The sequence below is a fragment of the Bacillus sp. 3a genome, assembly GCF_017161885.1.
GTDB lineage: Bacteria > Bacillota > Bacilli > Bacillales > Bacillaceae > Bacillus > Bacillus safensis.
On record NZ_CP067376.1, the window covers coordinates 3,211,095 to 3,235,039 of the forward strand.

General features: G+C 41.9%; 20 protein-coding genes. 4 read left to right on the forward strand and 16 right to left on the reverse strand.

Features of this window, described 5'->3' with window-relative positions; translation table 11 throughout:
- Window positions 1–309: 309 nt before the first annotated feature.
- A complete protein-coding gene (locus JJ692_RS16375) occupies window positions 310–1,674 on the forward strand; it encodes an alkaline phosphatase (RefSeq protein WP_024425291.1) in 1,365 nt (454 codons plus the stop codon).
- Between the two features lie 47 nt (window positions 1,675–1,721).
- On the opposite strand, the gene JJ692_RS16380 is transcribed toward JJ692_RS16375, so the two are convergent.
- Window positions 1,722–3,143 carry a SpoVR family protein gene (locus JJ692_RS16380; RefSeq protein WP_370880851.1) on the reverse strand — a complete coding sequence of 474 codons (1,422 nt, stop codon included), beginning with the start codon at window positions 3,141–3,143 and terminating at the stop codon, window positions 1,722–1,724.
- Between the two features lie 67 nt (window positions 3,144–3,210).
- Window positions 3,211–4,410, reverse strand: a complete 1,200-nt coding sequence (locus JJ692_RS16385; RefSeq protein ID WP_206533963.1) for a globin domain-containing protein — start codon at window positions 4,408–4,410, stop codon at window positions 3,211–3,213.
- Window positions 4,411–4,593: 183 nt separating this feature from the next.
- Between JJ692_RS16385 and JJ692_RS16390 the strand changes: the two genes are divergently transcribed.
- A complete protein-coding gene (locus tag JJ692_RS16390) occupies window positions 4,594–5,025 on the forward strand; it encodes an Rrf2 family transcriptional regulator (RefSeq protein ID WP_024425294.1) in 432 nt (143 codons plus the stop codon).
- A gap of 159 nt (window positions 5,026–5,184) precedes the next feature.
- Window positions 5,185–6,660: a catalase gene (locus JJ692_RS16395; protein ID WP_024425295.1), complete on the forward strand. Its 1,476-nt coding sequence runs from the start codon at window positions 5,185–5,187 to the stop codon at window positions 6,658–6,660.
- Between the two features lie 110 nt (window positions 6,661–6,770).
- On the opposite strand, the gene JJ692_RS16400 is transcribed toward JJ692_RS16395, so the two are convergent.
- Entirely contained in the window at window positions 6,771–7,091 is a 321-nt protein-coding gene (locus JJ692_RS16400) for a YqzG/YhdC family protein (protein ID WP_024425296.1), read from the reverse strand.
- A 191-nt stretch (window positions 7,092–7,282) separates the two neighbouring features.
- On the opposite strand from JJ692_RS16400, the gene JJ692_RS16405 reads away from it, so the two are divergent.
- Entirely contained in the window at window positions 7,283–7,531 is a 249-nt protein-coding gene (locus JJ692_RS16405; RefSeq protein ID WP_024425297.1) for a YhdB family protein, read from the forward strand.
- A 411-nt stretch (window positions 7,532–7,942) separates the two neighbouring features.
- On the opposite strand, the gene JJ692_RS16410 is transcribed toward JJ692_RS16405, so the two are convergent.
- From JJ692_RS16410 to JJ692_RS16470, 13 genes are all read right to left on the reverse strand, one after another.
- Window positions 7,943–8,593 carry a response regulator gene (locus tag JJ692_RS16410; protein ID WP_024425298.1) on the reverse strand — a complete coding sequence of 217 codons (651 nt, stop codon included), beginning with the start codon at window positions 8,591–8,593 and terminating at the stop codon, window positions 7,943–7,945.
- Complete coding sequence (locus JJ692_RS16415) at window positions 8,590–9,735, reverse strand: GAF domain-containing sensor histidine kinase (RefSeq protein WP_206533964.1); 1,146 nt, start codon at window positions 9,733–9,735, stop codon at window positions 8,590–8,592. Before JJ692_RS16415 ends, JJ692_RS16410 begins: the two co-directional genes overlap by 4 nt.
- 155 nt (window positions 9,736–9,890) lie before the next feature.
- Window positions 9,891–11,636, reverse strand: a complete 1,746-nt coding sequence (locus JJ692_RS16420) for a phospho-sugar mutase (protein ID WP_103132141.1) — start codon at window positions 11,634–11,636, stop codon at window positions 9,891–9,893.
- Window positions 11,637–11,782: 146 nt separating this feature from the next.
- A complete protein-coding gene (gene glpD, locus JJ692_RS16425) occupies window positions 11,783–13,444 on the reverse strand; it encodes a glycerol-3-phosphate dehydrogenase (protein WP_024426602.1) in 1,662 nt (553 codons plus the stop codon).
- A 139-nt stretch (window positions 13,445–13,583) separates the two neighbouring features.
- Window positions 13,584–15,080: a glycerol kinase GlpK gene (glpK, locus tag JJ692_RS16430; RefSeq protein ID WP_041089582.1), complete on the reverse strand. Its 1,497-nt coding sequence runs from the start codon at window positions 15,078–15,080 to the stop codon at window positions 13,584–13,586.
- Between the two features lie 15 nt (window positions 15,081–15,095).
- A complete protein-coding gene (locus JJ692_RS16435; protein WP_024425303.1) occupies window positions 15,096–15,911 on the reverse strand; it encodes an MIP/aquaporin family protein in 816 nt (271 codons plus the stop codon).
- A 215-nt stretch (window positions 15,912–16,126) separates the two neighbouring features.
- Entirely contained in the window at window positions 16,127–16,684 is a 558-nt protein-coding gene (locus tag JJ692_RS16440; RefSeq protein WP_024425304.1) for a glycerol-3-phosphate responsive antiterminator, read from the reverse strand.
- A gap of 159 nt (window positions 16,685–16,843) precedes the next feature.
- Entirely contained in the window at window positions 16,844–18,184 is a 1,341-nt protein-coding gene (locus tag JJ692_RS16445) for an aspartate aminotransferase family protein (protein WP_206533965.1), read from the reverse strand.
- Between the two features lie 255 nt (window positions 18,185–18,439).
- Window positions 18,440–20,032 (reverse strand): PucR family transcriptional regulator, encoded by a 1,593-nt coding sequence (locus tag JJ692_RS16450; RefSeq protein WP_024425306.1) that lies wholly within the window; start codon window positions 20,030–20,032, stop codon window positions 18,440–18,442.
- A gap of 33 nt (window positions 20,033–20,065) precedes the next feature.
- Window positions 20,066–20,983 (reverse strand): AEC family transporter, encoded by a 918-nt coding sequence (locus tag JJ692_RS16455; protein ID WP_024425307.1) that lies wholly within the window; start codon window positions 20,981–20,983, stop codon window positions 20,066–20,068.
- Window positions 20,984–21,062: 79 nt separating this feature from the next.
- Window positions 21,063–21,479, reverse strand: coding sequence for a VOC family protein (locus tag JJ692_RS16460; protein WP_024425308.1), 417 nt, complete (start codon window positions 21,477–21,479; stop codon window positions 21,063–21,065).
- 199 nt (window positions 21,480–21,678) lie between these two features.
- Window positions 21,679–23,217, reverse strand: coding sequence for a bifunctional GNAT family N-acetyltransferase/carbon-nitrogen hydrolase family protein (locus tag JJ692_RS16465; protein WP_012009394.1), 1,539 nt, complete (start codon window positions 23,215–23,217; stop codon window positions 21,679–21,681).
- A gap of 15 nt (window positions 23,218–23,232) precedes the next feature.
- A complete protein-coding gene (locus JJ692_RS16470; RefSeq protein ID WP_024425309.1) occupies window positions 23,233–23,898 on the reverse strand; it encodes an HAD family hydrolase in 666 nt (221 codons plus the stop codon).
- Between the last annotated feature and the right edge of the window lie 47 nt (window positions 23,899–23,945).

Consider the following 23,945-nt stretch of genomic DNA (forward strand, 5'->3'; position numbering starts at 1 on the left):
TCCCTATTATAAGGATCAAATACCAGAAGAAATAGTCTTGACTTCCTACGACATTATGCTTATTAATTCGGCAAAATTTATTTTTTTTTAGGGTTCTTTTTATTTCATTTTTATTACACAATCATGACAAAATAATCGCATCTTGTCATGGATAAATGATACATTCATTTCTCTTTTTGGTTCATTCTATGTAAAGTGGACCTTTACAATTTTAAAGTGAACTTTACGGTGCTGTAAAAAGGAATCCACACTTCTGCTCTACCATTGTAAACGTAAGAGCGATACATAAACAATGAGGAGGCAAAATGAATGAGTGTGTTGAAAAGCTCGAAAACGAAAATCGCTGCAGTGGCAGCAGCATCTGTGCTATCGATTGGCATTTTTTCAGGGATTGAATTTGGACAAGCTGACAAAGCTGAGGCTAAAAAGAAGCCGAAAAATGACGTGCAAAATGTGATCGTGCTGATTGGAGATGGCATGGGAACACCTTATCTTTCAACTTACCGCTCATTTAAACACAACGGTGACCTTTCAAAGCAAACAGCGTTTGACCCTTACCTCACTGGCATGCACAAAACATACCCTGACGACTCTAAAAATAACATTACCGATTCAGCAGCAGCTGGTACAGCCATGGCTACTGGTAAAAAGACATACAACAATGCCATTGGTGTAAACAAAAACGGCAAAAAACTAAAAACCGTTTTAGAAGAAGCCAAACGAAAAGGAAAATCGACGGGTCTTGTCGTGACATCTGAATTAACAAATGCTACGCCTGCTGCGTATGCCGCTCACGATGTGTCTAGGAAAAACACTGCAGCCATCGCCGATGACTTCTTCGATGAGAAAATCGGAAAACAGCATACAGTCGATGTCATGCTTGGCGGAGGACTTGTCGACTTTGTCCGAAAGGATCGTGATCTGACGAAGGAATTCAGACAAGCCGGTTATGATTATGTCACCAATAAAGCCGCCTTACAAAAAAACAAAAATGAAAAAGTGTTAGGCATTTTTGCCGATGGAGGTCTCGATAAAGCCATTGATCGTGATCAAACGACCCCTTCCCTGCAAGACATGACATCCTCAGCCATCAAACAGCTGTCTAAAAACAAAAAAGGATTTTTCCTTATGGTCGAAGGCAGTCAAATTGACTGGGCTGGACATGATCATGATATTGTCAGTGCGATGAGTGAAATGAAGGATTTTGAAAAAGCATTTGAAGAAGCGATTCGTTTTGCGAAAAAGGATAAAAACACGTTAGTCATCACGACCGCGGATCATTCAACTGGCGGACTTTCCTTCGGAGCAGACGGTTCAGGGAGCTGGGATTACAAACCGGTAAAAGCAGCGAAAAAAACGCCTGACTTTATCGCAAACAAAATTGTCAGCGGCATGCCTGTCGAGTCAGCCCTGAAACAATATATCAATCTTGATTTCACAAAAGAAGAAATAGCATCTATTCAAAAGGCCGCTGAAACAAAGGATACTGTTAAAATTGATGATGCGATTGAAGAAGTGATCAATACAAGATCACATACAGGCTGGACAACATCTGGTCATACCGGTGATGAAGTTCCATTCTTTGCGTATGGCCCAACAAGCCAGCAGCTAAAAGGTCTAATGGAAAATACCGATCAAGCAAAACACATTTTCAAACTGCTGAAAAACCAATAAAATGGACAAAAAAGATGTCTGCTAAGAGACATCTTTTTTGGTCTTTTTCATGCAAGATATTTCCTATGAACCCCTTTTCCATCATAAGAAAACATCACTTCTTTTCCTTCAAGGACGGACTCGATATGCACACTTCTTCCCCACAGCTGATATAAATACGGAAGGACTTTTTCTAAGTATTTCAGATCAAGTTCAATGCCTTCATACCAATGCTTGATATAAAGTTCGTTATTTTTTAAATAGTCGCCATCGATCACGGTCAAATACGGAAAGCCGCCATTCACTCTCATACTGACTAACTGATCACGAACCGCCTTCCATTCTTTATCAATGACTTTATAGTCTCTCCCCTGCTTTTGAAACAAGTACAAATCTTCTCTCATCACAAGGTCTTTCGTTAAGTAGTTTCGAATAAAGGAAATATCTGACTCAATTTCTCTGACTTCAAACATTTTACTGCGGCCAGATCCTTCTGTGACCCCTGCTTTTTTTAATTCTTCACACGGGTTGTTATAGCGCTCTTCGATATCTTCAAAAATCTTCAGCCCTAAATAGTAAGGATTGATGCCTGTTTTAGATGGCTGCACCACACCTGCATTTAATTTCGCAAACTCTATCGATTCACTTGAATCCAAATCAAGCTCCCGCATAATCCGCTGGTGCCAATACGATGCCCAGCCTTCATTCATAATCTTTGTTTCCAGCTGCGGCCAAAAATAGAGCATTTCTTCTCTCAGCATGGTAAGGACATCCCGCTGCCACGGCTCCAGCTCGCGGGAATGCGCCTCAATAAAGAGTAAAAGATCCTTTTCCGGCTTTGGCGGAAACTGCTTAACAGTTTTCTTTTTCTCACGCGTTTTCGGCTCATCCATTCCCCACAAATCATCATATGGCGTTTGACGTTTTGGTTTATCATCTTCACTTTCTTCATCGTCCATATTCCAACTTAATTTTGATCGAACAAGAGATGGATCAATATGCTCTTGGATAGCCAATACGGCATCTAAAAAGGACTCGACTTCTTTTGTTCCATGGATATGCTCATATTCTTTGATCCGCTCTGCCGCTGCTGACATACTTTCGACCATATCTCGTTTTGTGTTTTGGAAACGGCAATTATTTTTGAAGAAATCACAGTGTGCCAATACATGAGCCACAATTAATTTATTTTGAACGAGCGTATTGTTATCAAGTAGAAAGGCGTAGCAAGGATTTGAATTGATGACCAGTTCATAAATTTTGCTTAACCCTAAATCATAATGAAGCTTCATTTTATGAAATTGCTTCCCAAAGCTCCAGTGGCTGAATCGTGTTGGCATTCCATATGCACCGAACGTATAAATAATTTCCGCGGGACAGATTTCATACCTCATCGGATAAAAATCTAGACCAAATCCTTCTGCAATCTCTGTAATTTCATCAATCGCTCTTTGTAAAAGACGTTTTTCAGATACGCTCAAGGAAACCATCCCTCCTCATCGGACTTATCCCTACTATATGAGCGTATGTAAAAAAACATGATGTTCCGCCAATCGTTTAGACGACTTCTATTTCTTTCGTGGATTGCCCGCCGAATGCTTCGAAATGAATATGGTGTGCTGGAATTCCCAGCTCTTTTAGATGATGAATGATCTCCTGTGTAAACACCGGGGAACCGCATAGATAAAATTGGCCTTTCCCTTCTCCGATTACCGATTGAAGAAATGGACGGTCAATGCGGGAAGCCGCTTTCTCAACAAGTTCACCCTTTCCAGACTGCGCAAATTGTTCGTTACATAGGATGATACGTCCATAGGAAGCTGAAGCTAGAACGCGTTCAAACTCATTTTCAAAAGCGTTTACATCCTCTAATCGATCTGCATGAATCATCGTGAATGTTTGGCTGTTTTGTGCGGCAGTTTTCACTAAACCAATCATTGGTGTAACACCAGACCCAGCACTGATGAAATAAACAGGCTCTTTTATGTCATCTTGCAAACAGAACATTCCCTGCGGCATACTCACTTGAAGAACGTCCCCTTCTTCCATTTCATCATGCAAAAATGTAGACACATGACCGTCACGCTTCACTGTAATACGATAATAAGATGGATGATGCTCGTCTGATAAGCTGTATTGTCTGCTGCACATATAGGCTTCTCCTGGCATATCTGCCTGAACCGTAATGTATTGGCCTGCTTTATACATTGGCAGCTCTGATTCATCTTCTGGTACTAAATAAAAAGAGATAAGCGAAGGAGATTCTTGCTTCTTTTTCTTAATCACAAACGGCTTCACATCTGCCCATCCGCCTGTCTGTTTCACATTTTTATCCATCATTTCTGCTTCTATGGTCATGAAAATATTCGCAATGATGTCATATGCAGCCTTCCAAGCTAATAAAGTGGCATCTTCTTCTCTTAAACCAAACACCTCTTTCATCGCTTCAATCAGGTGATATCCGACAATTGGGTATTGTTCTTTTTTGACCATGACACTGACATGCTTATGGGCAATTTGTTTGACCGCAGGAAGTAATTCCTCTAACCGATCGATGTGCAGTGCAGCTTGATATAGTGTCGCAGCAAGTGCCTCTGGCTGACTTCCGTTCATCAGATTTGTTTTATTAAATTGATTGAGCAGCTCCGGGTGCTGGCGAATCATATTTTGATAAAAAACAGTGACAAGCTTGGTTCCCTCGGCTTTTAGTAGAGGAGCTGATTGCTTTATTGCATTCATTTGATCTTTAGATAACATCGTCATTCCTTCTTTCAAAAGAAGTATTTTAAATACATCTTTATCGTAATGGATGACAGTCTCTAAAAGCAATATTTATAATACATGTTTTAAATGTTGTCACATTTTACACTTTCTCGAACAGTTTTTGTCTAAAATGTGTTACGATGATACAAAACTCTATTAGGTTTAGAGGTCGTCAAAATGAAACTTACGAATTACACAGATTTCTCATTAAGGGTACTCATTTATTTAGCTTCGAGAGAAAATAATGAACTGTCAAATATTCAGCAGATCGCCGATGTTTATGGCATTTCTAAAAATCATCTGACGAAGGTGATTTATCATCTTGGAAAACGCGGGTATGTGGAAACAATTCGCGGAAGAAATGGCGGGATCAGGCTTGGAAAAAGCCCAGAAAGCATTAATATTGGAGAGGTTGTCCGTTATACAGAGGATGATTTAGTCATGGTTGAATGCTTTGATCCAAAGAAAAACAGTTGCATCATCTCCCCAATTTGTTCATTAAAGCATGTACTTCATGAAGCACTCACTGCTTATTTAAGCGTTCTAGACCGATACACACTAAACGATTTAACACAAAACAAAGATGCTCTTAGAGAGCTCCTGCTTTAAGGCGAAAGAATTTATTCTTTCGTCTTTTTCTTTACCTTCTTGTAATAATAATTTATTTAAAATTATTATAAATAAATATTGACTATCATGTTTGATTCAATATAATTAGGGTATATAGATTGCTAGAAAACACTTTTTTGTTTACAGGAGGAGAATAGAATGACAAATTCAAATCATAAAAATTTGACAACGAACCAAGGCGTGCCTGTTGGCGATAACCAAAACTCAAGAACAGCTGGTCACCGCGGACCTACCTTTCTTGATGATTACCATTTGATTGAAAAACTCGCACACTTTGACCGTGAACGTATTCCAGAGCGCGTCGTTCATGCAAGAGGCGCCGGCGCTTACGGTGTGTTTGAAGTAGAAAACAGCATGGAGAAACATACAAAAGCAGCTTTCTTAAGTGAAGAAGGAAAACAAACAGACGTTTTTGTTCGCTTCTCTACCGTTATTCATCCGAAAGGTTCACCTGAAACATTGCGTGACCCGCGCGGATTTGCTGTCAAATTTTATACAGAAGAAGGCAACTATGATCTCGTTGGTAACAACTTGCCGATCTTCTTTATTCGTGATGCATTGAAATTCCCTGATATGGTTCACTCTCTCAAGCCAGATCCTGTAACCAATATTCAAGATCCTGACCGTTATTGGGATTTTATGACCTTAACGCCTGAATCCACTCATATGCTCACATGGCTTTTCTCTGACGAAGGAATCCCTGCAAGCTACGCTGAAATGCGCGGTTCTGGTGTGCATACATTTAGATGGGTGAACAAATACGGCGAAGCAAAATATGTGAAATATCACTGGAGACCTTCTGAAGGTATTCGCAACTTATCTATGGAAGAAGCAGCGGAAATTCAAGCAAACGATTTCCAGCATGCGACAAGAGATTTATATGACCGCATTGAAAAAGGCAACTTCCCAGCATGGGACTTATATGTTCAGCTTATGCCGCTTAGCGATTATGATGACCTTGATTATGATCCATGTGACCCAACAAAAACGTGGAGCGAGGAAGATTACCCGCTTCAAAAAGTAGGACGCATGACACTCAACCGCAATCCTGAGAATTTCTTTGCTGAAACAGAACAGTCTGCTTTCACGCCAAGTGCATTTGTTCCAGGAATTGAGGCATCTGAAGATAAACTACTTCAAGGCCGTCTGTTCTCATATCCTGATACGCAGCGCCACCGTCTTGGTGCGAACTACATGCGCATTCCGGTTAACTGCCCTTATGCACCTGTACACAATAACCAGCAGGATGGCTTTATGACAACGACTCGTCCAAGCGGTCATATTAACTATGAACCAAACCGTTATGCCGATCAGCCAAAAGAAAACCCTCACTACAAAGAAAGTGAGCCAGTTCTTCACGGTGACCGTATGGTGAGACAAAAAATTGAAAAACCGAACGATTTCAAACAAGCTGGAGAAAAATATCGAAGCTACTCTGAAGAAGAGAAACAAGCATTGATTAAAAACCTAACAGCTGATTTGAAAGATGTGAATGACCAAACAAAATTACTTGCAATCTGCAACTTCTATCGTGCCGATGAAGATTACGGCCAGCGATTAGCGGATTCACTTGGTGTGGATATTCGCGCTTATCTTCAAGGTAGCATGAAGTAATTCCATTTCGAAAAAAATTGTTGGACAAAGGGCTAAAATGATCTTTATTTTAGCCCTTTGTCTTTTTTGACTGAACGCCTCAAGCACCCTTTACAAAAAAAGGGGCTTTTTTATAATCGAAACACGTTAATACTAATCAAATGACCGGTCACCGGATGAAAATAAATTTCTGCATGTGCGGCAAAGCGAGTTGATCCTTCCTTTACAGTGACGCGAAACACATCTTTTGTCTGCTCATCATTCACTTCTGTCCGGCCAATGTAATGATAATCATTTAAAGCGGCACCTTTATATTCATCTTTAAACGCTGTGTACGCAAGTCTTTCCCAATTTTCAAACGGCTGCACCGCTGCTTTTGATGCAGGATGAATCATCAAACTGCCAAGCAAAACGATTCCTGCTGCAATAAGCATCCACCATTTCGGCTGCATGATATCATTGATCTCACTTTCATATATGTTTTGTTTAGGTTTAGCTGGCCGGTCCTTTTTCATACATGAAGCAATTATTCAGCCTATAATTCCCGGTACACGATTGATGCGGACACCAACTTTTCCCCTGAAAAAGTCGATATGATCCGAGCAAACTAATGAGGACTTCTCAAGGGAAAGGAGAAGGTTTAATGAATGTGGCGGATTATGATAAAGCACTTTATTATACGCATCGCTCGCAATGGGATAATTTACTTATTCTTATGGTACGTACGCAAGATGATTTGCTCTCGAAACGTATTGAGCATTTCTTACATGCGTATCAATTTAACCGGAACGATGCAGATGTTGAAAAATGTTTATATGGGCTTCTGCAGTACATTGACCATGCTTCAGAGGCTGCTGCTGCTGAAGTTTATTCACAACCGATGTACACATAAAGAAAAAGGGCTAAAGTGAATTTTTTTAGCCCTTCTCTTTTCCATACAATTAGCAGTGCGCAGTGCTGGGAACCTAAAGTGGCTGATATGAAATAGACGGAAGCGTTAGAGATAATGTATGGATCACAAGCTTATTAAAGCTCTAATTTGTCATCACTTACTAATTCATATGCCTCCACTTGATCCCCTCCGATTTTACATTCACCTTTGATTGACCAGCTCATCACCTCCTTTAAAATAAAAAAAGACTTGATGAGCATACTCTCATCAAGTCTTTTATTTGTTTTTCTATTAGAAATTAGGCTGTTCATGCTTCTCTTTTTACGCAAAAGGGCACGTCAAATAACCAACATCTGTGCTCTTTTTTATTCAATTCACTGAATTGAATGTGCGCTTAAAAGTTTTAGTCTGTCATAGCAGCTCTTTTGGCTGATTTTTTTGATAATCCACTGCATACAGAGCCGCTTGGGTTCGATCTGCCAGCTCTAATTTTGATAATACATGAGATACGTGCGTTTTGACAGTTTTTTCAGAAATAAACAGCGATGAGGCAATTTCTTTGTTGCTTTTGCCTTTTGCAATCTCAAATAAGACATCTCGCTCTCTATTGGTGAGCTCTTTCATCAATGCCCATTTCTGCTCTTTTGGCTCTGTCAGATGCTGCACAAGAAAGGTCGTGATATGACCATCTAACTGATAGGTGCCATTTTGCACTTCAATCATGGTCGAAAGCAGCTTTTCTGGTGCCACATCCTTTAATTGATAGGCTTTCGCCCCTGCTTGAATGGCGGGAATGACATAATCTTTATCCGCATAGCTTGTCAGGATCACAATGCGGGAGTCCGGCATTTCCAGCGTCATTTGTTTCGTTGCCTCAATGCCATTCATGACAGGCATAGACAAATCCATTAAGACAATGTCAGGCCGGGTTTCTCTGACAACCTCTAATGCCTCTTGCCCATTGGACGCCTCACCAACGATGTCCACATCAGACTGTGTCTGCAAGAAAAACACAAGCCCTTTTCTCACAATATGATGATCATCTGCAATGACAACTCTCATGACGATCCCTTCCTTTCTTGTGAAAATGGCACTTTTACATGAATCGTAGTTCCTTTACCTAACTCTGAATGGATACAAAATGTACCATCTGCTCTTCGGATGCGGTCAGACATCCCTTTCAGCCCAAGTGAAGGAAGGCTCATCTGCTCGTCATATTGAAAACCTTTTCCGTGGTCAATGATTTTCATCTCCAACATGTCTTTTGATTGCTCAAGCTTGACCTCGACTTCTTCTACTTCCGCATGTTTTTGACAGTTATTCAGCGCTTCTTGACATACCCGAAACAAAGTTTCATTGTGAGAATGATCCATTTCTATACAGCCTGATAAAGATAAAGTGCAGCGTAATCCTAAAAGCTGTGCATACTCTTCAATTGCTGTCGTAAACCCCTTTTCAAGGCCTCTTGGTCTCAGCTGCCAAATGAGTGACCGCATTTCAATCAGAGCGTCTTGTGACAAATGCTGAATAAAATCAATCATTTCCCCTAAATTCTGATCACTTGTCATTTGCCGTGCAGCCTTAGCCGTCAGACTCACAGAGAACAGCATTTGGTTGACAGAATCATGCAAGTCCTGTGCGAGCCGGTTTCTTTCTTCCAGAAGTGCGTGCTGCTGTTCATTTTGCACAAGCTTCATCCGCTGAATGGCGGTGCCAATTTGAAGTGCAATGCTTTCAAGCAAATTCAGCTCTTCTTGCATAAACGTGACTTTTCCTTTTGCCGCCACATTTAATAAGCCGAACGTACGCTTACACGCTTTTAGCGGTACGGTCGCATGATGAGTAATTCCTTCTGTATCCCCAAGCTTTTCTTCTATTGCCGTTTCAATCCGTTTGCAATTAATAATATTGGTGGCTGATTGCAGTGAACCTTTTGTATATCGGTTGATGCAATAACAATCATTTTGACACATGAGCTGCTTTTGATGCTTTGCAAGTGCTTCAGGTAAGGAAATCTCTGCCATCAGTTCATATGACCCGTCTTTTTCTATAAAATAAATCCATGCTGAATGAAAGCCTGTGACATCCATCAGCATATGGAGCACTTCATGGAGCGTTTCTTTCATTTCCATGCCTTCATTAAGCTTTTCAGCAATTTCTTTTAACATTTTTAATGTTTCAACCTTCTCTTGGTATTCTCCCATACTGTTTACCCCCGGCATTTGCAGCCTTCACTTATTATTACGCTCATTATACCATGAGCCCCCTCGTCGCTCTTTCTCCAAAAGAATGATTTCTTCTCATCCTTTTGGCTGAGAAAAAGCCATCATGTATTCATACACGACGGCCTTGTCTTTCGTTATTTCGCTGTTTCTTCCACAATATCATAAACGACTTTCATCACTTCTTCTGACAAATGCTTTAGCTTTTCTTCACTATCTGTTAAAGACGTGCCTTTGACTGCAATATAAAATTTCACTTTAGGCTCAGTGCCAGAAGGTCTTAAGCAGAACCACGAACCATCCTCAAGGAAATATTTCAGCACATTTGATGCTGGCAGGTGAATGGTTTCCTCTTTCTTTTCAGCCACAAGTTGTCTTTGACTTGATTGATAATCCTCAATCACTGTGATGCGCTGCCCTGCGATGGCAGCTGGCGGATTTGTTCTAAAGGTATGAAGGATCGCTGAAATCTGCTCTGCTCCTTCTTTTCCTTTTAAGGTTAACGACTTTAATCCTTCCCGGTAAAATCCAAACTGCTTGAAAATATCGACAAGCGCATCGTATAAGGACTTGCCCTGCTTTTTATAGAAAGCAGCGACTTCAACGGCTAAAAGTGCCGCTTGCACCGCATCTTTATCTCGGGCAAAGTCACCAATCAAATAGCCATAGCTCTCTTCATAACCGAATTGAAACGTGTATTCTCCACTCTCTTCAAACTGCTTAATTTTTTCTCCAATAAATTTAAAGCCAGTGAGTGTGTCTATCGTGTCGGCACCAAAAGCTGATGCTACAGCGCGCCCAAGCTCACTTGTAACAATGGTTTTCATTACAACGGGACGAGGCGGCAGCTGACCCAGCTTTTGTTTTTCAGACAATAAATAATGAAGCAGCAGAGCGCCTGTTTGGTTGCCTGTTAAGACGGTAAATTCTCCTTCATGATCTCTGACCGCAATGCCTAACCTGTCAGCATCTGGGTCTGTGGCAATGAGGATATCGGCATTTTGTTTTTCACCAAGCTTGATGGCGTACTCAAATGCTGCATGCTCCTCTGGATTCGGCGAGGTCACTGTTGAGAATTGTGGATCTGGTTTTTCCTGCTCAGGCACAACAGTGACATGCTGATATCCAAGAGCCTGCAGCCCGTTTCTGACAGGGTGATTGGCTGTCCCATGAAGCGGAGTAAACACGACTTTGACATCGACCTCATGTGCCAGCTCAGGGTGCACACTAATGGTTTTTAATTTTTCAATATAAGCATGGTCGATTTCTTCTCCGATTATTTTGATCAGCCCTTGCTGTTTCAACGTTTCTTCAGAATCAACTGAAATCGACAGTTCATTTTCAATTGCATCTACTTCTTGAATGACTTGATCTGCTTCAAATGGAGGCAGCTGCCCGCCATCTTCACCATACACTTTATAGCCATTATATTCTGGTGGATTATGACTTGCTGTCACGACGATTCCAGCAAATGCATGCAGTTCACGAACCGCAAAGGAGAGCTCTGGTGTCGGACGCAATTCATCAAATACGTACGTTTGAATGCCTTGTGAAGCAAGTGTTTTGGCTGCTTCCATCGCAAATTCAGGCGATTTATGGCGTGAATCATATGCAATCGCGACGCCTCTATTTTTTGCATCCTCTCCATGTTTCGCAATATACGCAGCAAGACCTGCTGATGCTTTACGAACAGTGTACACATTCATTCGGTTCGTGCCTGCACCAATCTCACCGCGCATTCCTCCAGTGCCGAACTCAAGGTTTTTGTAGAAACAGTCTTCAAGTGCCTGGTGGTCATCTTGATGCGTCTCCAGCCATTCCTTTAGTTCAGTATCCAGGTGCTTCTCATTGATCCATCGCTCATAATTCGTCTTCCAACTCATGGTCGTCCTCCCCAGCTCTTATCATCAATAAAATAACATCTACTGTTATTTTATATGGAATCATCCTTTATGTCATGCTATATCATTAGCAGTTGGAAAAAATGTTGCACAAATAAAAAAAGCCGATGCATGATCGGCTTTTCTTTTTATTCAGCATCAAGCGGTACGACTGCTTCATGGAATAGTTGATCTAATTCTGTTTGATGTTTCTGTTTTGCTGCTTCATCCCAGCCAAAACGCTCTGCCATGTAGTCAACAACAGGCTGTGCGTATTTTTTTGCCCAATTGATATTAAATAATAGGCTTCCTGTTCTTCTTAAGAAGAAATCGACAGGTGTTACAGCTAGTTCTTCTTCGATCGCATAGACAAGCTCTGCCAGCACATATGCTGGAATGTTTCGTTTGTCTGCTTCCCCTTGAAGCTGCTCTACTCGTTTGTAGACACTGCTGACGTTTGAACCATATTTTTCAGCTAGTTTTTGTGCAATCGGTTCTGTTAAACCAACAGATGCGCCTTCTGCTGTTTTCGCTTGAACAAAGGCTGCCATGTTTTTAGATCCGCCTACATGGCCGCCTGAGATTGGCATATGCTTTGTTTTACATGGTCCGTAATCTTTGCCCGTTTCCTGTTTCAATCCATCACGTACTAGATCGACAATATGCTCAGCCATTTTACGGTAGCCTGTTAATTTACCGCCAGCAATGGTGATTAAGCCTGAAGATGATGTCCACACTTCATCTTTACGAGAAATTTCTGAAGGATCTTTGCCCTCTTCATGAATGAGCGGACGAAGACCGGCCCAGTTGGATTCTACATCTTTTTCTGTAATATTGAGGTCAGGGAACATGTACTGAATCGCTTGGATGACATAGTCACGATCGGCTTTTGTCATACGCGGGTGCTCCAGCTGTTTTTTGTACACTGTATCTGTTGTTCCAACGTACGTTTTGCCTTCTCTTGGAATGGCAAAGACCATACGTTTATCAGGCGTGTCAAAGTAAATCGCTTGTTTTAATGGGAAGACCGATTGGTCAAATACTAAGTGAATTCCTTTTGTATGCTGTAAGTGTTTTCCTTCTTTTGAATGGTCCTTGTCTCTCAGCTGATCTACCCATGGACCTGTCGCGTTGACGATCTTCTTCGCATACACATCGTATGTTTTCTGCGTCATGACATCTTCAATGACAACACCAACCACTTTGCCTTTATCATAAATAAATTCTTTTACTTTCGCATAGTTGACCGCTTCCGCTCCGAATTTCACAGCCTCTTTCATGACTTCAATTGTGAGGCGTGCATCATCTGTACGGTATTCAACATAGTAGCCGCCGCCTTTTAAGCCGTCCTTTTTGACAAGCGGTTCTTTTTCAAGTGTTTCTTTCGCACTTAGCATGCTTCTGCGTTCGCTATGCTTTACGCCAGCTAAAAAGTCATACACTCTCAGTCCAATAGAGGTTGAAAACTTACCAAATGTCCCGCCTTTATGCATCGGAAGAAGCATCCATTCTGGCGTTGTCACATGAGGACCATTTTCGTATACAATGGCACGCTCTTTACCGACCTCTGCGACCATTTTCACTTCAAATTGTTTTAAATAACGAAGTCCGCCGTGCACTAGTTTCGTTGAGCGGCTGGACGTACCTGCTGCGAAATCCTGCATTTCTGCAAGACCGACACGCATTCCGCGTGAAGCCGCGTCAAGTGCTGTACCAGCGCCTGTTATACCCCCACCAATGATAAACACATCATATGGTTTTTTTGTCATTTCCTGCAGCATTTGTTCTCTTTCTAAGCTAGAAAAAGTCATCTCTTGTTCCTCCCATGTTGTACGGTAAAGAAAAAGAGACCGCAAACACCCAAAGCGTATTTCTACACTTCGGTGCCTGCGGTCTCTCCAGTTCTCCAACCGTTCTATTAACTTACTTGAAGTATACCATACTTTTGGTTTATTTGAAAGCTTGAGCTGCTTTTACAGCCTTTTTCCACCCGCTGTATAACGAGTCACGGCTGTCCTCTTCCATTTTAGGGTCAAAGCGCTTGTCAAGGTTCCATTGTTTTGCAATGTCTGAACGGTCGTTCCAGAAGCCAACTGCTATTCCCGCAAGATAGGCCGCACCGAGTGCCGTCGTTTCATTAATTTCTGGACGCTCTACTGGTACATCCAGCAAATCACTTTGGAAGCCCATTAAGAAATCATTCTTTACAGCTCCGCCATCCACACGCAAAGTTTTTAATGAGATGTTTGAATCCTTTTCCATCGCATCTAAAACATCCTTCGTTTGATATGCAAGTGATTCTAACGTTGCACGGACAAAGTGCTCTTTAGAAGTACCGCGTGTTAATCCGAATACAGCGCCTCTGACATCACTGTCCCAGTATGGTGTGCCTAGACCAACGAATGCTGGAACGACATATACGCCATCTGTTGACTCAACGCGCTCCGCATAGGCTTCGCTGTCTTTTGAGTCTTTAAACATTCTCAGTCCGTCGCGCAGCCACTGAATCGCTGAACCAGCTACGAAAATACTTCCTTCTAAAGCATATTCAACTTTACCGTCAATGCCCCATGCAATCGTCGTTAATAAACCATGATCCGACTTAATTGCTTTTTCCCCTGTATTCATCAACATGAAACATCCTGTGCCATACGTGTTCTTCGCCATTCCTTCTTCAAAGCAAGCCTGACCGAATAGTGCAGACTGCTGGTCTCCCGCCGCTCCTGCAATCGGGATATTTCTGCCGAAGAAGTGATAGTCTGTTGTTTCACCATAGATGTGTGAAGATGGTTTCACCTCTGGAAGCATAGAAGCAGGTACGCCAAGGATATCAAGTAGTTCTTCATCCCATTTCAGATCGTAAATGTTGAACATTAACGTTCTTGACGCGTTGGAGTAATCTGTGACGTGTGATTGACCACCTGTCATCTTCCAAATGAGCCATGTATCAATTGTGCCAAACAGCAAGTCGCCATTTTCTGCTTTCTCACGAGCACCTTCTACATTGTCTAAAATCCATTTTACTTTTGTCCCTGAGAAATAAGCATCAATGAGAAGACCTGTTTTATTTCTAAACGTTTCATTGTGTCCTTGCGCTTTTAACTCTTCACAAATGCCAGACGTTTGTCTAGACTGCCAAACAATTGCATTATAAACGGGTGCGCCTGTATGTTTATCCCAAACAACAGCTGTCTCACGCTGGTTCGTAATTCCGATACCGGCGATTTGATCTGCTTCAATGCCTGATTCAATTAAAGCAGTTGAAATGACGGATAGAACAGAGCTCCAAATTTCATTTGCATTGTGTTCTACCCAGCCTGGGTTCGGAAAATATTGATTAAATTCCTTCTGAGCTGTATGTGCAATTTTGCCTTCTTGATCAAATAAGATCGCTCTTGAGCTTGTTGTCCCTTGATCTAAAGCGAGAATATATTTTTCTTTTGCCATGGTGTTTTCCTCCCCTTACATACTTTCATTTACAGCATTTGTTTGATTTTTCGTAGAGACATAGAGTCCTAACAATACCACAACTAAAATAACGCTTACAATCCAAAAGGCTGGTGTGATGTTCGCTTTAAAAGCTGCATTGTAGAAAACACCGCCAAATGCGCCGCCTAAAATTGGACCAACGACTGGCACCCAAGCATACTTCCAATTCGATGGACCTTTACCTGGAATCGGCAGAATCGCATGTGCAATTCTCGGACCTAAATCACGTGCAGGATTAATTGCATAACCAGTGGTTCCACCTAAAGAAAGACCAATTGCGACAATTAAGAATCCAACAATCAGCGGATTGATTCCGTCTGCGAATTTATTTGCACCAATCGCTAAGATTCCTAGAACCAATACAAATGTACCGATGACTTCACTAAGTACGTTTGCAAAAGTATGCGGAATCGCAGGACCAGTTGAGAATACACCCAGCTTTGCACCTGGATCGTCTGTTGCTTTCCAGTGCGGTAAGTAATGTAAAAAGACAATAATAGCTCCTATTAATGCGCCAAGCATTTGGCCGGCAATATACATTGGTACATCAGCCCACGGAAAACTTCCTTCTAGCGCAAGCCCAATTGTTAGTGCTGGATTCAAATGTGCTCCGCTGATTCCACCTGTTGCATAAGCTGCTATGGCTACTGCAAATCCCCATCCGAAAGCGATTACAATCCAGCCGGACTGATATGCGAGCGATTTCTTCAAATTGACTGCCGCACATACACCGCCTCCAAAAATAATGAGAAGCATTGTACCTACGACTTCACCCCAAAATGGTGTCATGAAAATTCCTCCTCTGGTTCAGTTGCCATCCCCTATGAATGTGTAAAAAAAGATAAAGAAAAAAGATCCACAACAAACATACTTTACATCAGGGTCATTTGTCACCTAGTAAAGCGCTGTTGTGGATCTCCGTTTCTCCATCACATGATATTAACTTAGTGCTATAGTATCAGAGGATGAAAACGTTGTCAATCAATTTTCACATTTTATCTTTTTCACTTTTGGAACGCTTTCCAAAGGGCTGTATTCGATGTTGTCACAGCTGTAGCTCCTGCTTCAAGCGCTCTTTCTACATCTTCTTTTGTACGGATAAACCCGCCTGCAAATATTGGAATCCCAGCTCGCTCGCGCACTTCTGTAATTAAATCCGGTACGACCCCTGGCAATACTTCAATAAAATCTGGGCGGTGTTTTCCTACGAACTCCATACTTTTTTCCATCGCACTTGTATCAAGTAAAAACATTCGCTGAATGGCATACACCTTTTTTTGCTTGGCTTTTACTATGACAGAAGACCTAGTAGAAATAATTCCTGCCGGCTTCATTTCCTGACAAATAAATTCCGTTCCATACTCATCATGTTTGATCCCATGAATGAGATCGACATGGACAAACATTTTTTTATGATGGGCATTTGCCTCATTCATGATGCCCTTTAGCCGGCCTAAATGCACATCAAGTAAGACCCCATATGTAAATGGACTTTTTAAAAATTCCTCAAATTGCTTCATATTGCGAACAGCAGGTAGAATGGGTTGATCATGAAAACTCATATGCCGTCTCCTTCTAAAGTGTATTGGTTCAGTCTTCTCCTAACAGTAATAGAATCTCTTCTATTTTTCAATACACCTAGTGTATCCAATGCTGATTTTACCTAGCAGCATCTTAACGTATGTGCTCTTCCCATAGAAAAAAGCAGAGAAAGCTCTCTGCTATAACTGTGCCATGCTTTCTTTTAGCGTGTTGATAATAAATGAAGCGTCTTCAGCTGTTATATTTAGCGGCGGTGCAAGCTGGGCAACGTTATTATAGCCGGCAACCGTATCACCATTTTTCCCGATGATCAGTCCGCGTTTTTTACATTCTGCAATCAATTGACCGACAACCTGTGGATCAGCCGGTTTTTTAGACTGTTGATCCTGAACAAGTTCAATACCAAACAGCAGGCCCTTCCCTCTGACATCGCCGACAAATGGATGCTCTTTTAACTCTTGCAAACGTTCAAGCATGTCTTGCCCCAGCGTGTCAGACCGTTCTACTAATTTCTCGTTTTCCATGATCTCTAGGTTGGCAAGGGCAACCGCACAGGAAGCAGGATGACCGCCAAATGTATTTACATGGCGCAGCCTGTCATACGTATCTTCCCCTGCGTACGCTTCATAAATTTCTCGTTTCACGCACGTTGCAGAAAGAGGTAAATAGCCGCTTGTGATCCCTTTTGCCATTGTGATGATGTCCGGCTTTACATCTTCATGCATAAAACCAAACCGCTTCCCTGTCCGGCCAAAGCCGCAGATGACTTCATCCACAATGAGAAGCGCTCCATGATCCTCACAGATGTCTTTGACCTTCTTCAAATACCCTTTTGGCGGCATTAAGATACCGCCGCCTGTAATAATCGGTTCCATAATGACCCCAGCAATGGTCTCACTTAGTTCCCACGTCATGGCTTGATCGATTGCCGCTGCACTTGCCAAAGTCTCTTGATCCTCAGGATGACGATACATATCAGGCGGTGCGACATGGATAAAGCCTTGACCTAATGGTTCATATTTATATTTACGCTGCGCCTGCCCCGTTGCAGCAAGAGCTGCTGCGGTATTACCGTGATACGACCGATACCTGGAGATGAACTTTGTTCTTGTGCTCTCTCCTTTTTGCGCATGATATTGTTTGGCGATCTTAAATGCGGCTTCATTGGCTTCAGAACCGCTGTTAGAAAAGAAGATGACATAGTCCCCGCCAAGCCATTCATTTAGCTTTTCAGCCAGCTGAATCGCTGGCACATGGCTTTGCGTCAGCGGATAGTAAGGCATTGTATTTAGCTGCTCATATGCCGCTTCTGCAAGCTCTTTTCTGCCATAACCGGCATTTACACACCAAAGACCTGACATCCCGTCTAAATAGCGATTCCCATGAATATCAGTCACCCATGCGCCTTCTGCCTTGTGAATGACCATGCTTTTATTTTCCTTGTTTGTCCCTTTCATATGATGCCAGATCAACTGATCATCTTTCGCCTGAAGATTTTGAGCCTGCTCATGTATTTTCATCTTCCCGACCCCCATGTATCCGTTTTCATCATTAAAGAAGCTTAAACCGGTTCAGCAGCACATTGCCCCTCTATTCATTATATGGCTGAAAAGGGAGGCATATGAAACTGAAACTAGGCCGCCCGTAAGAGAGAACCAACCATTACTTTCATTATAAAAAAGGGGCCGGGCCCATTACATTAGACAGATCGTCAACTGATTGAAAAGAACGGTAAGACACTCTACTCGGATGCTTAGCAAATCTAACATACTTCGTTAACGGTCATTTCCTTGCAGGAATTCATATGCAAGAATCGCAAATTCAAGCGCCTGTCGTTTCGGTGCCTGCATCATATCCTCGCCAAGCAATGCTTGCAGTTTATCTAGTCTATGATAAAGCGTCTGCCTGACAATATAGAGCTGGCTTGCAGTTTCCTTTTTAGAACCGTTTGTCTGTAAAAAGATATTCAGCGTTTGATAAAGTCTTCCGCTATTTTGCTTATCATATAAAATGACAGGCTCCAAATACTCTTTCACCATACATTCAAGCAGTCCGCTTTCCTTCATGACAGGCATGAGACGGAGCATATGCAAATCTTGATAAAATGGGCTTTCCACACGCTGGGGCATCACTTTCTTTAAATGCAGCACTTCTTTGGCTGCTTGAAAGCTTTTTCTCATATGCTGAAACTGTTCACAATATGGACCGATGCCAAAATTGATCACAGTTCCGCGGGGCTGCTCGCGCTCATACAATTGTTTGATATCACTCGCAGCCCTCTCTGCACGCTCTTTCCAATCCTCCTTCTTTCTCGTGTTCAATAAAATAAACAAGGTTTGTCCTTGATGCTCATAAGGAATCAAATGGAAACCCGCTCGCTGAAAGATAGAGCGGCACGATACGAGAAAATATAGATTTCCTGCGATTTCTTCGATTTGATGATGCTTTTGAAAGAGCATCACCACACAGCCGGTTGGCTTTTTCAATCCTTCTGTTTCTTCAAGATGCTCTAAAATATCTCTTTCTGTATGCTCTTCTTGGAACCATTTTTGCAGCCATTCGTTCTCTTTTGTCTTCTTCAGCTCTTCTGTATAAAGCTCTCTTAGCGTTTGCTGGGCCAGAGCATTTGCCCCTTTATCCATTACGAGCAGTTCGAATTCTGAGAGTGTGTTTGTTTGATGAATGAGCACAAGGTCTGCAAATGTCTGCTTGAGTGCAAGCACTTCTTTTTTGGTCACTTCGTATCCTTTTGGCAAGGAAGCAAACTGTAAATAATTCATGACCATCTCTTCGGTTTGTTTGGAGGAATCACATAAAATAATCGGCTCCCCCTGAACAGGAATGAGTAAAAGAATGCCCCTTACGTGCTGATACACTTGATCCAAAATATCCATCTGCGGATGGGGAGTCAGCAAAAGCTCATTCAGCTTTGATGATAGTGCTTCTAGATCAGCCATCATTTGATACTGGCGTTCAATCATCATCGTATGGAGATGCTGTGTGATGTTGACGAATTTCACTTCTTTTGTAAACAAAATCAGCGGAAAATCTCTTTCTTCTGCATACGCAATCAGTTCTTCCGGCACATCGAATCTGAGCGGAACAAATTCAATACATAAGCCTGCCGCACCAGAATCGATCAGCTGTTTTAAAAATGCTTGAAACACATCCAATTGATCATGAAAGCCTGCGGCTGTTGTTAGGATAAGCTCTCCCCCATTTAACAAATCTTCTACAGCAGGCACTTCTAGCACATGGACCCATTTGACCTGCCGAAACAATCCCTTTTCTCCTGCTAACACTTTTGCATGGGCAAAATACTTTGTTTTCAACACATCACTCACTTGAAAATGAACATCTGCATTCATTGATATGTCCCCCTTTGTTTTGCCGCCTATCCCCTATCCCAGAGGGTGCATAGATAAAATCCATAATAAAACTGGTAATGTCACGATGCTTAAAACGGTACTGAGAAATGTCGTGCTTGAGACAAACTCAGGCTTCGTTCGAAATTGTACAGCCATGAGCGTGGTATTTGCTGCTGTCGGCATGGCTGCAACTAAGATCATAATTTGTTTCACTAGATCATCTACCGGTAAAATGAGTGTAAAGCCAAATGCGATGAGTGGTGAAATAAACAGCTTCAGCAATACAGCATAAGAAATATTGCGATAATCCACTTGCTTAAAAGAAATGACGGCGAGCTGCATGCCTAAAATAAGCATAATCGTCGGTATGGCGGCATCTCCCACAAGCTGGACACCCGTCATTACCTCTTTAGGTAGTGTAAGATCCATCAGCTGAAATAATAGACCGAGGAGTGCCCCATATGCAACCGGCATACGCAGCACTTTTTTCAGCACGACCTTCCCATCCCCTGCATCCTCTCCGCCCTTTGCTGCATAATACATACCGATCGTACTCATAACAAGCTGCTGCAGCACCATTAAGACGATGGCAATATCTAAACCTGCTGCTCCGAAGACAAGCAGGACAACAGGCGTGCCGTAATTCCCATTGTTCATAAATGCTGACGACAGAATCATGGCACAATACATTTCCTTCGAATAACCATAAATACGAGATAAAATAAAGACACATAAAACAAGTGAAAGACAAAGTCCGACGACAAAAATAGATAGGTACACATAGTCCATCGACACTTTGTTTTGATAAAAGGTTTCAAACGCAAGAAATGGTGACATTAAATATAAAGACATTGATGAGAGCGTATGTATGTCAAAACCAATGGCCTTCTGCCCAATATACCCGATAAGGAAAATACCGAACACTGGCAGTAAGACAAGTAAAAACTCCATGCTGCACCTACTTTTCTCTAGATGAATTCCTATTCTTCCTCATAATCATACCACTGTTAAACAATAAAAAAGAAGCACCCTATGAAAGGCCGCTTCTCTCCTCATCCAAATAGAACACTTCCCACAAATGACCATCAAGATCCTGAAAGCTCCAACCGTACATGAACCCATGATCCTGCTTTTCCTTAAACGGTGATCCGCCTGCTGCCATCGCCTGCTCCACCAGCTCATCGACCTCTTTTCGTGAATCAACCCGCATAGAGACAATAACCTCTGATCCCTGCCTTGCATCCACCAATTGTTTTTCTGAGATGGTTTGAAAATGCTTATGGGTTAACAGCATAACCGTAATGGTGTCACCAATGACCAAACAAGCTGCCTGATCATTCGTCAGCTGCTCTTGAAAGTCAAAACCCAGCTGCTCAAAAAAAGCCTTTGATTCCTTGACATGCTTTACCGGTAAATTGATATACAAATGTTTAGCTTGTCGTCCCATGTTCCTCTCCTTTTTGAACACATGATCTCGTTTCAGTATATTCAGATTTTGCTCAGGCATCCCTTTATCGCATGAAAAAATAAGCTCTCCATCTTATTTAAGCAAAAAATGATGATGAATCTTGAACAGGTAGCAGCGCTCGTGCTGCTACTATGTCTCTTAATCAAAAAAAGCGCCTTGTGATAGGCGCTTCCTTTCATTATTTCTTATATTCAATATGGTACACGTCTCTTCTTCGGTCTTTGAGCTGACGTACCGTTCCATCTTGCCGCTGTCTTCTTAAAATTTCTAAATCGACATCGCCAACGACAACCATTTCTATATTCGGATTACATTCTCCTACAATCCCATCTCTTGCAAATTCAAAGTCAGATGGGGCAAAAATTGCTGACTGTGCATATTGGACATCCATATTTTCGGTTTGCGGAAGGTTTCCGACAGTTCCTGAGATTACGGTATAAATCTGGTTTTCAACCGCTCTAGCCTGAGCACAGTAACGCACTCTTAAATAGCCTTGGCGGTCTTCTGTACAGAACGGAGTAAAAATAATTTTCGCTCCTTTATCAGCTGCAATCCGAGCAAGCTCAGGAAATTCAATATCGTAGCAAATTTGGATCGCAATTTTACCACAGTCTGTATCAAATACCCGAACCTGATCACCTGCTGAAATCCCCCACCATTTTCTTTCATTCGGTGTGATATGGAGCTTATATTGCTTTTCAATTGTTCCATCACGTCTAAATAAATAAGCGATATTGTAGATTTTCCCTTCCTCTTCAACGAAATGGGATCCGCCAATGATGTTAATGTTGTACTTCACAGAAAGGTCTGTGAACAAATTAATGTAGTCCTCGGTATATTCTGTGATCCTTTGCACTGCAAGACTTGGGGAGCGCTCCTCTAAGTAAGACATGAGCTGCGTTGTAAAAATTTCTGGGAATACGGCAAAGTCAGCTGACGCATCTGATGCGACATCAACATAATACTCCACCTGATTCATGAATTCCTCGAAGGAATGAATTTGTTTCATCGCATATTGAATGACGCAAATACGAACTGGGAATGCCGATTTATAATATCTCTTCGATTGCGGACGATAATCGACGTTGTTCCATTCCATTAACGTGGCATATGTGCTCGATGCTTTATCATCCGGCAAGTAATTCGGATTGATCCGCATGAGGCTGAATTCATTTAACAGCTGAAAAGATAAAACAGGATCATAAATTTGGTGAAGCATGACCTGCTCCACATATTGACGAGGCGTCATTTCCTCTTGGTATTTATGATAATTCGGGATGCGTCCGCCAATGATGATGCTTTTTAAATTTAATCTTCTCGCTAAGTCTTTTCTTGCTTCATATAAACGATGGCCAATTTTCATGCGGCGGTATTCAGGACTAACCATCACTTCAATTCCATACATATTCATCCCATCTGGATTATGGTTAGTGATGTACCCATCATCTGTGATGTCCTGCCAAGTATGACGGTCATCGTATTCATCAAAGTTAATTAATAAACTTGAACAAGAGCCAATGATTTCTCCCTCAAATTCAGCACAAAACTGACCTTCTGGGAAATGCTCAAGATGGCTTTCAAGGTGCTCTCGTTTCCAAGGGTCCATGCCCGGAAAGCATACCTCCTGCAAGGCGATGATTCGGTCAATATCTTCTTCCCGGATATTACGAATCACCATTCTTTTTTCAAATCGCGTTAAATCGAGTTTTTCTGCCATGATGTTTTTGCCCCCTTACTGATCCTCTTTTTCAAGCTGATGGAATAGCTGGAGCAATTCGATTTCAGCCATGGATTCTAATCTGACATCATATTCTTCAAACTGCAGCGTGCTCGTCACTTTGTTTGGGACGATGACGCATTTCATGCCTGCGCGTTTGGCAGCAATTGATCCATTCACTGAATCCTCAAATGCCACACAATCCTTTGGCTCTACACCTAAGCAGCTTGCGGTTTGCAAATAAAGCTCTGGATTTGGTTTGACTTCTTCCACATCATCTGACGTGCGAATACATTCAAAGTAATCGAAAAGACCAATTTGCTTCAGGTGATCAGACACCCATTTATAGTCTGAGCTGGAAGCAAGTCCAATCTTAATTCCAAGCTCCTTCGCTGCCTGTAAATAAGCTTCTACACCAGGTCGTGCTGATTCATCCTTCATTCTCTTTTGAAAACGAGAACGCCGGTCCGCTGTGAGTGCCTCATGATCGAGCGTCTTTCCTAGCTGCTTTTCTAAGTATTCAAAAGGCTTAAAGCCTGCCTGCGTCCCGATGACGTTGCCCCATACAGAAAGAGGCAGCTCCGACTCATGCTCTGCAAACATTTCTTGTAAAACTTCATATTCATGTGTTTCTGTATCTAAAATTAATCCGTCAAAATCAAATATAATCGCCTTTACCAACGAGGCCACTCCTTTTTTTACGAAAGTCTTTAATATGATACTCAATG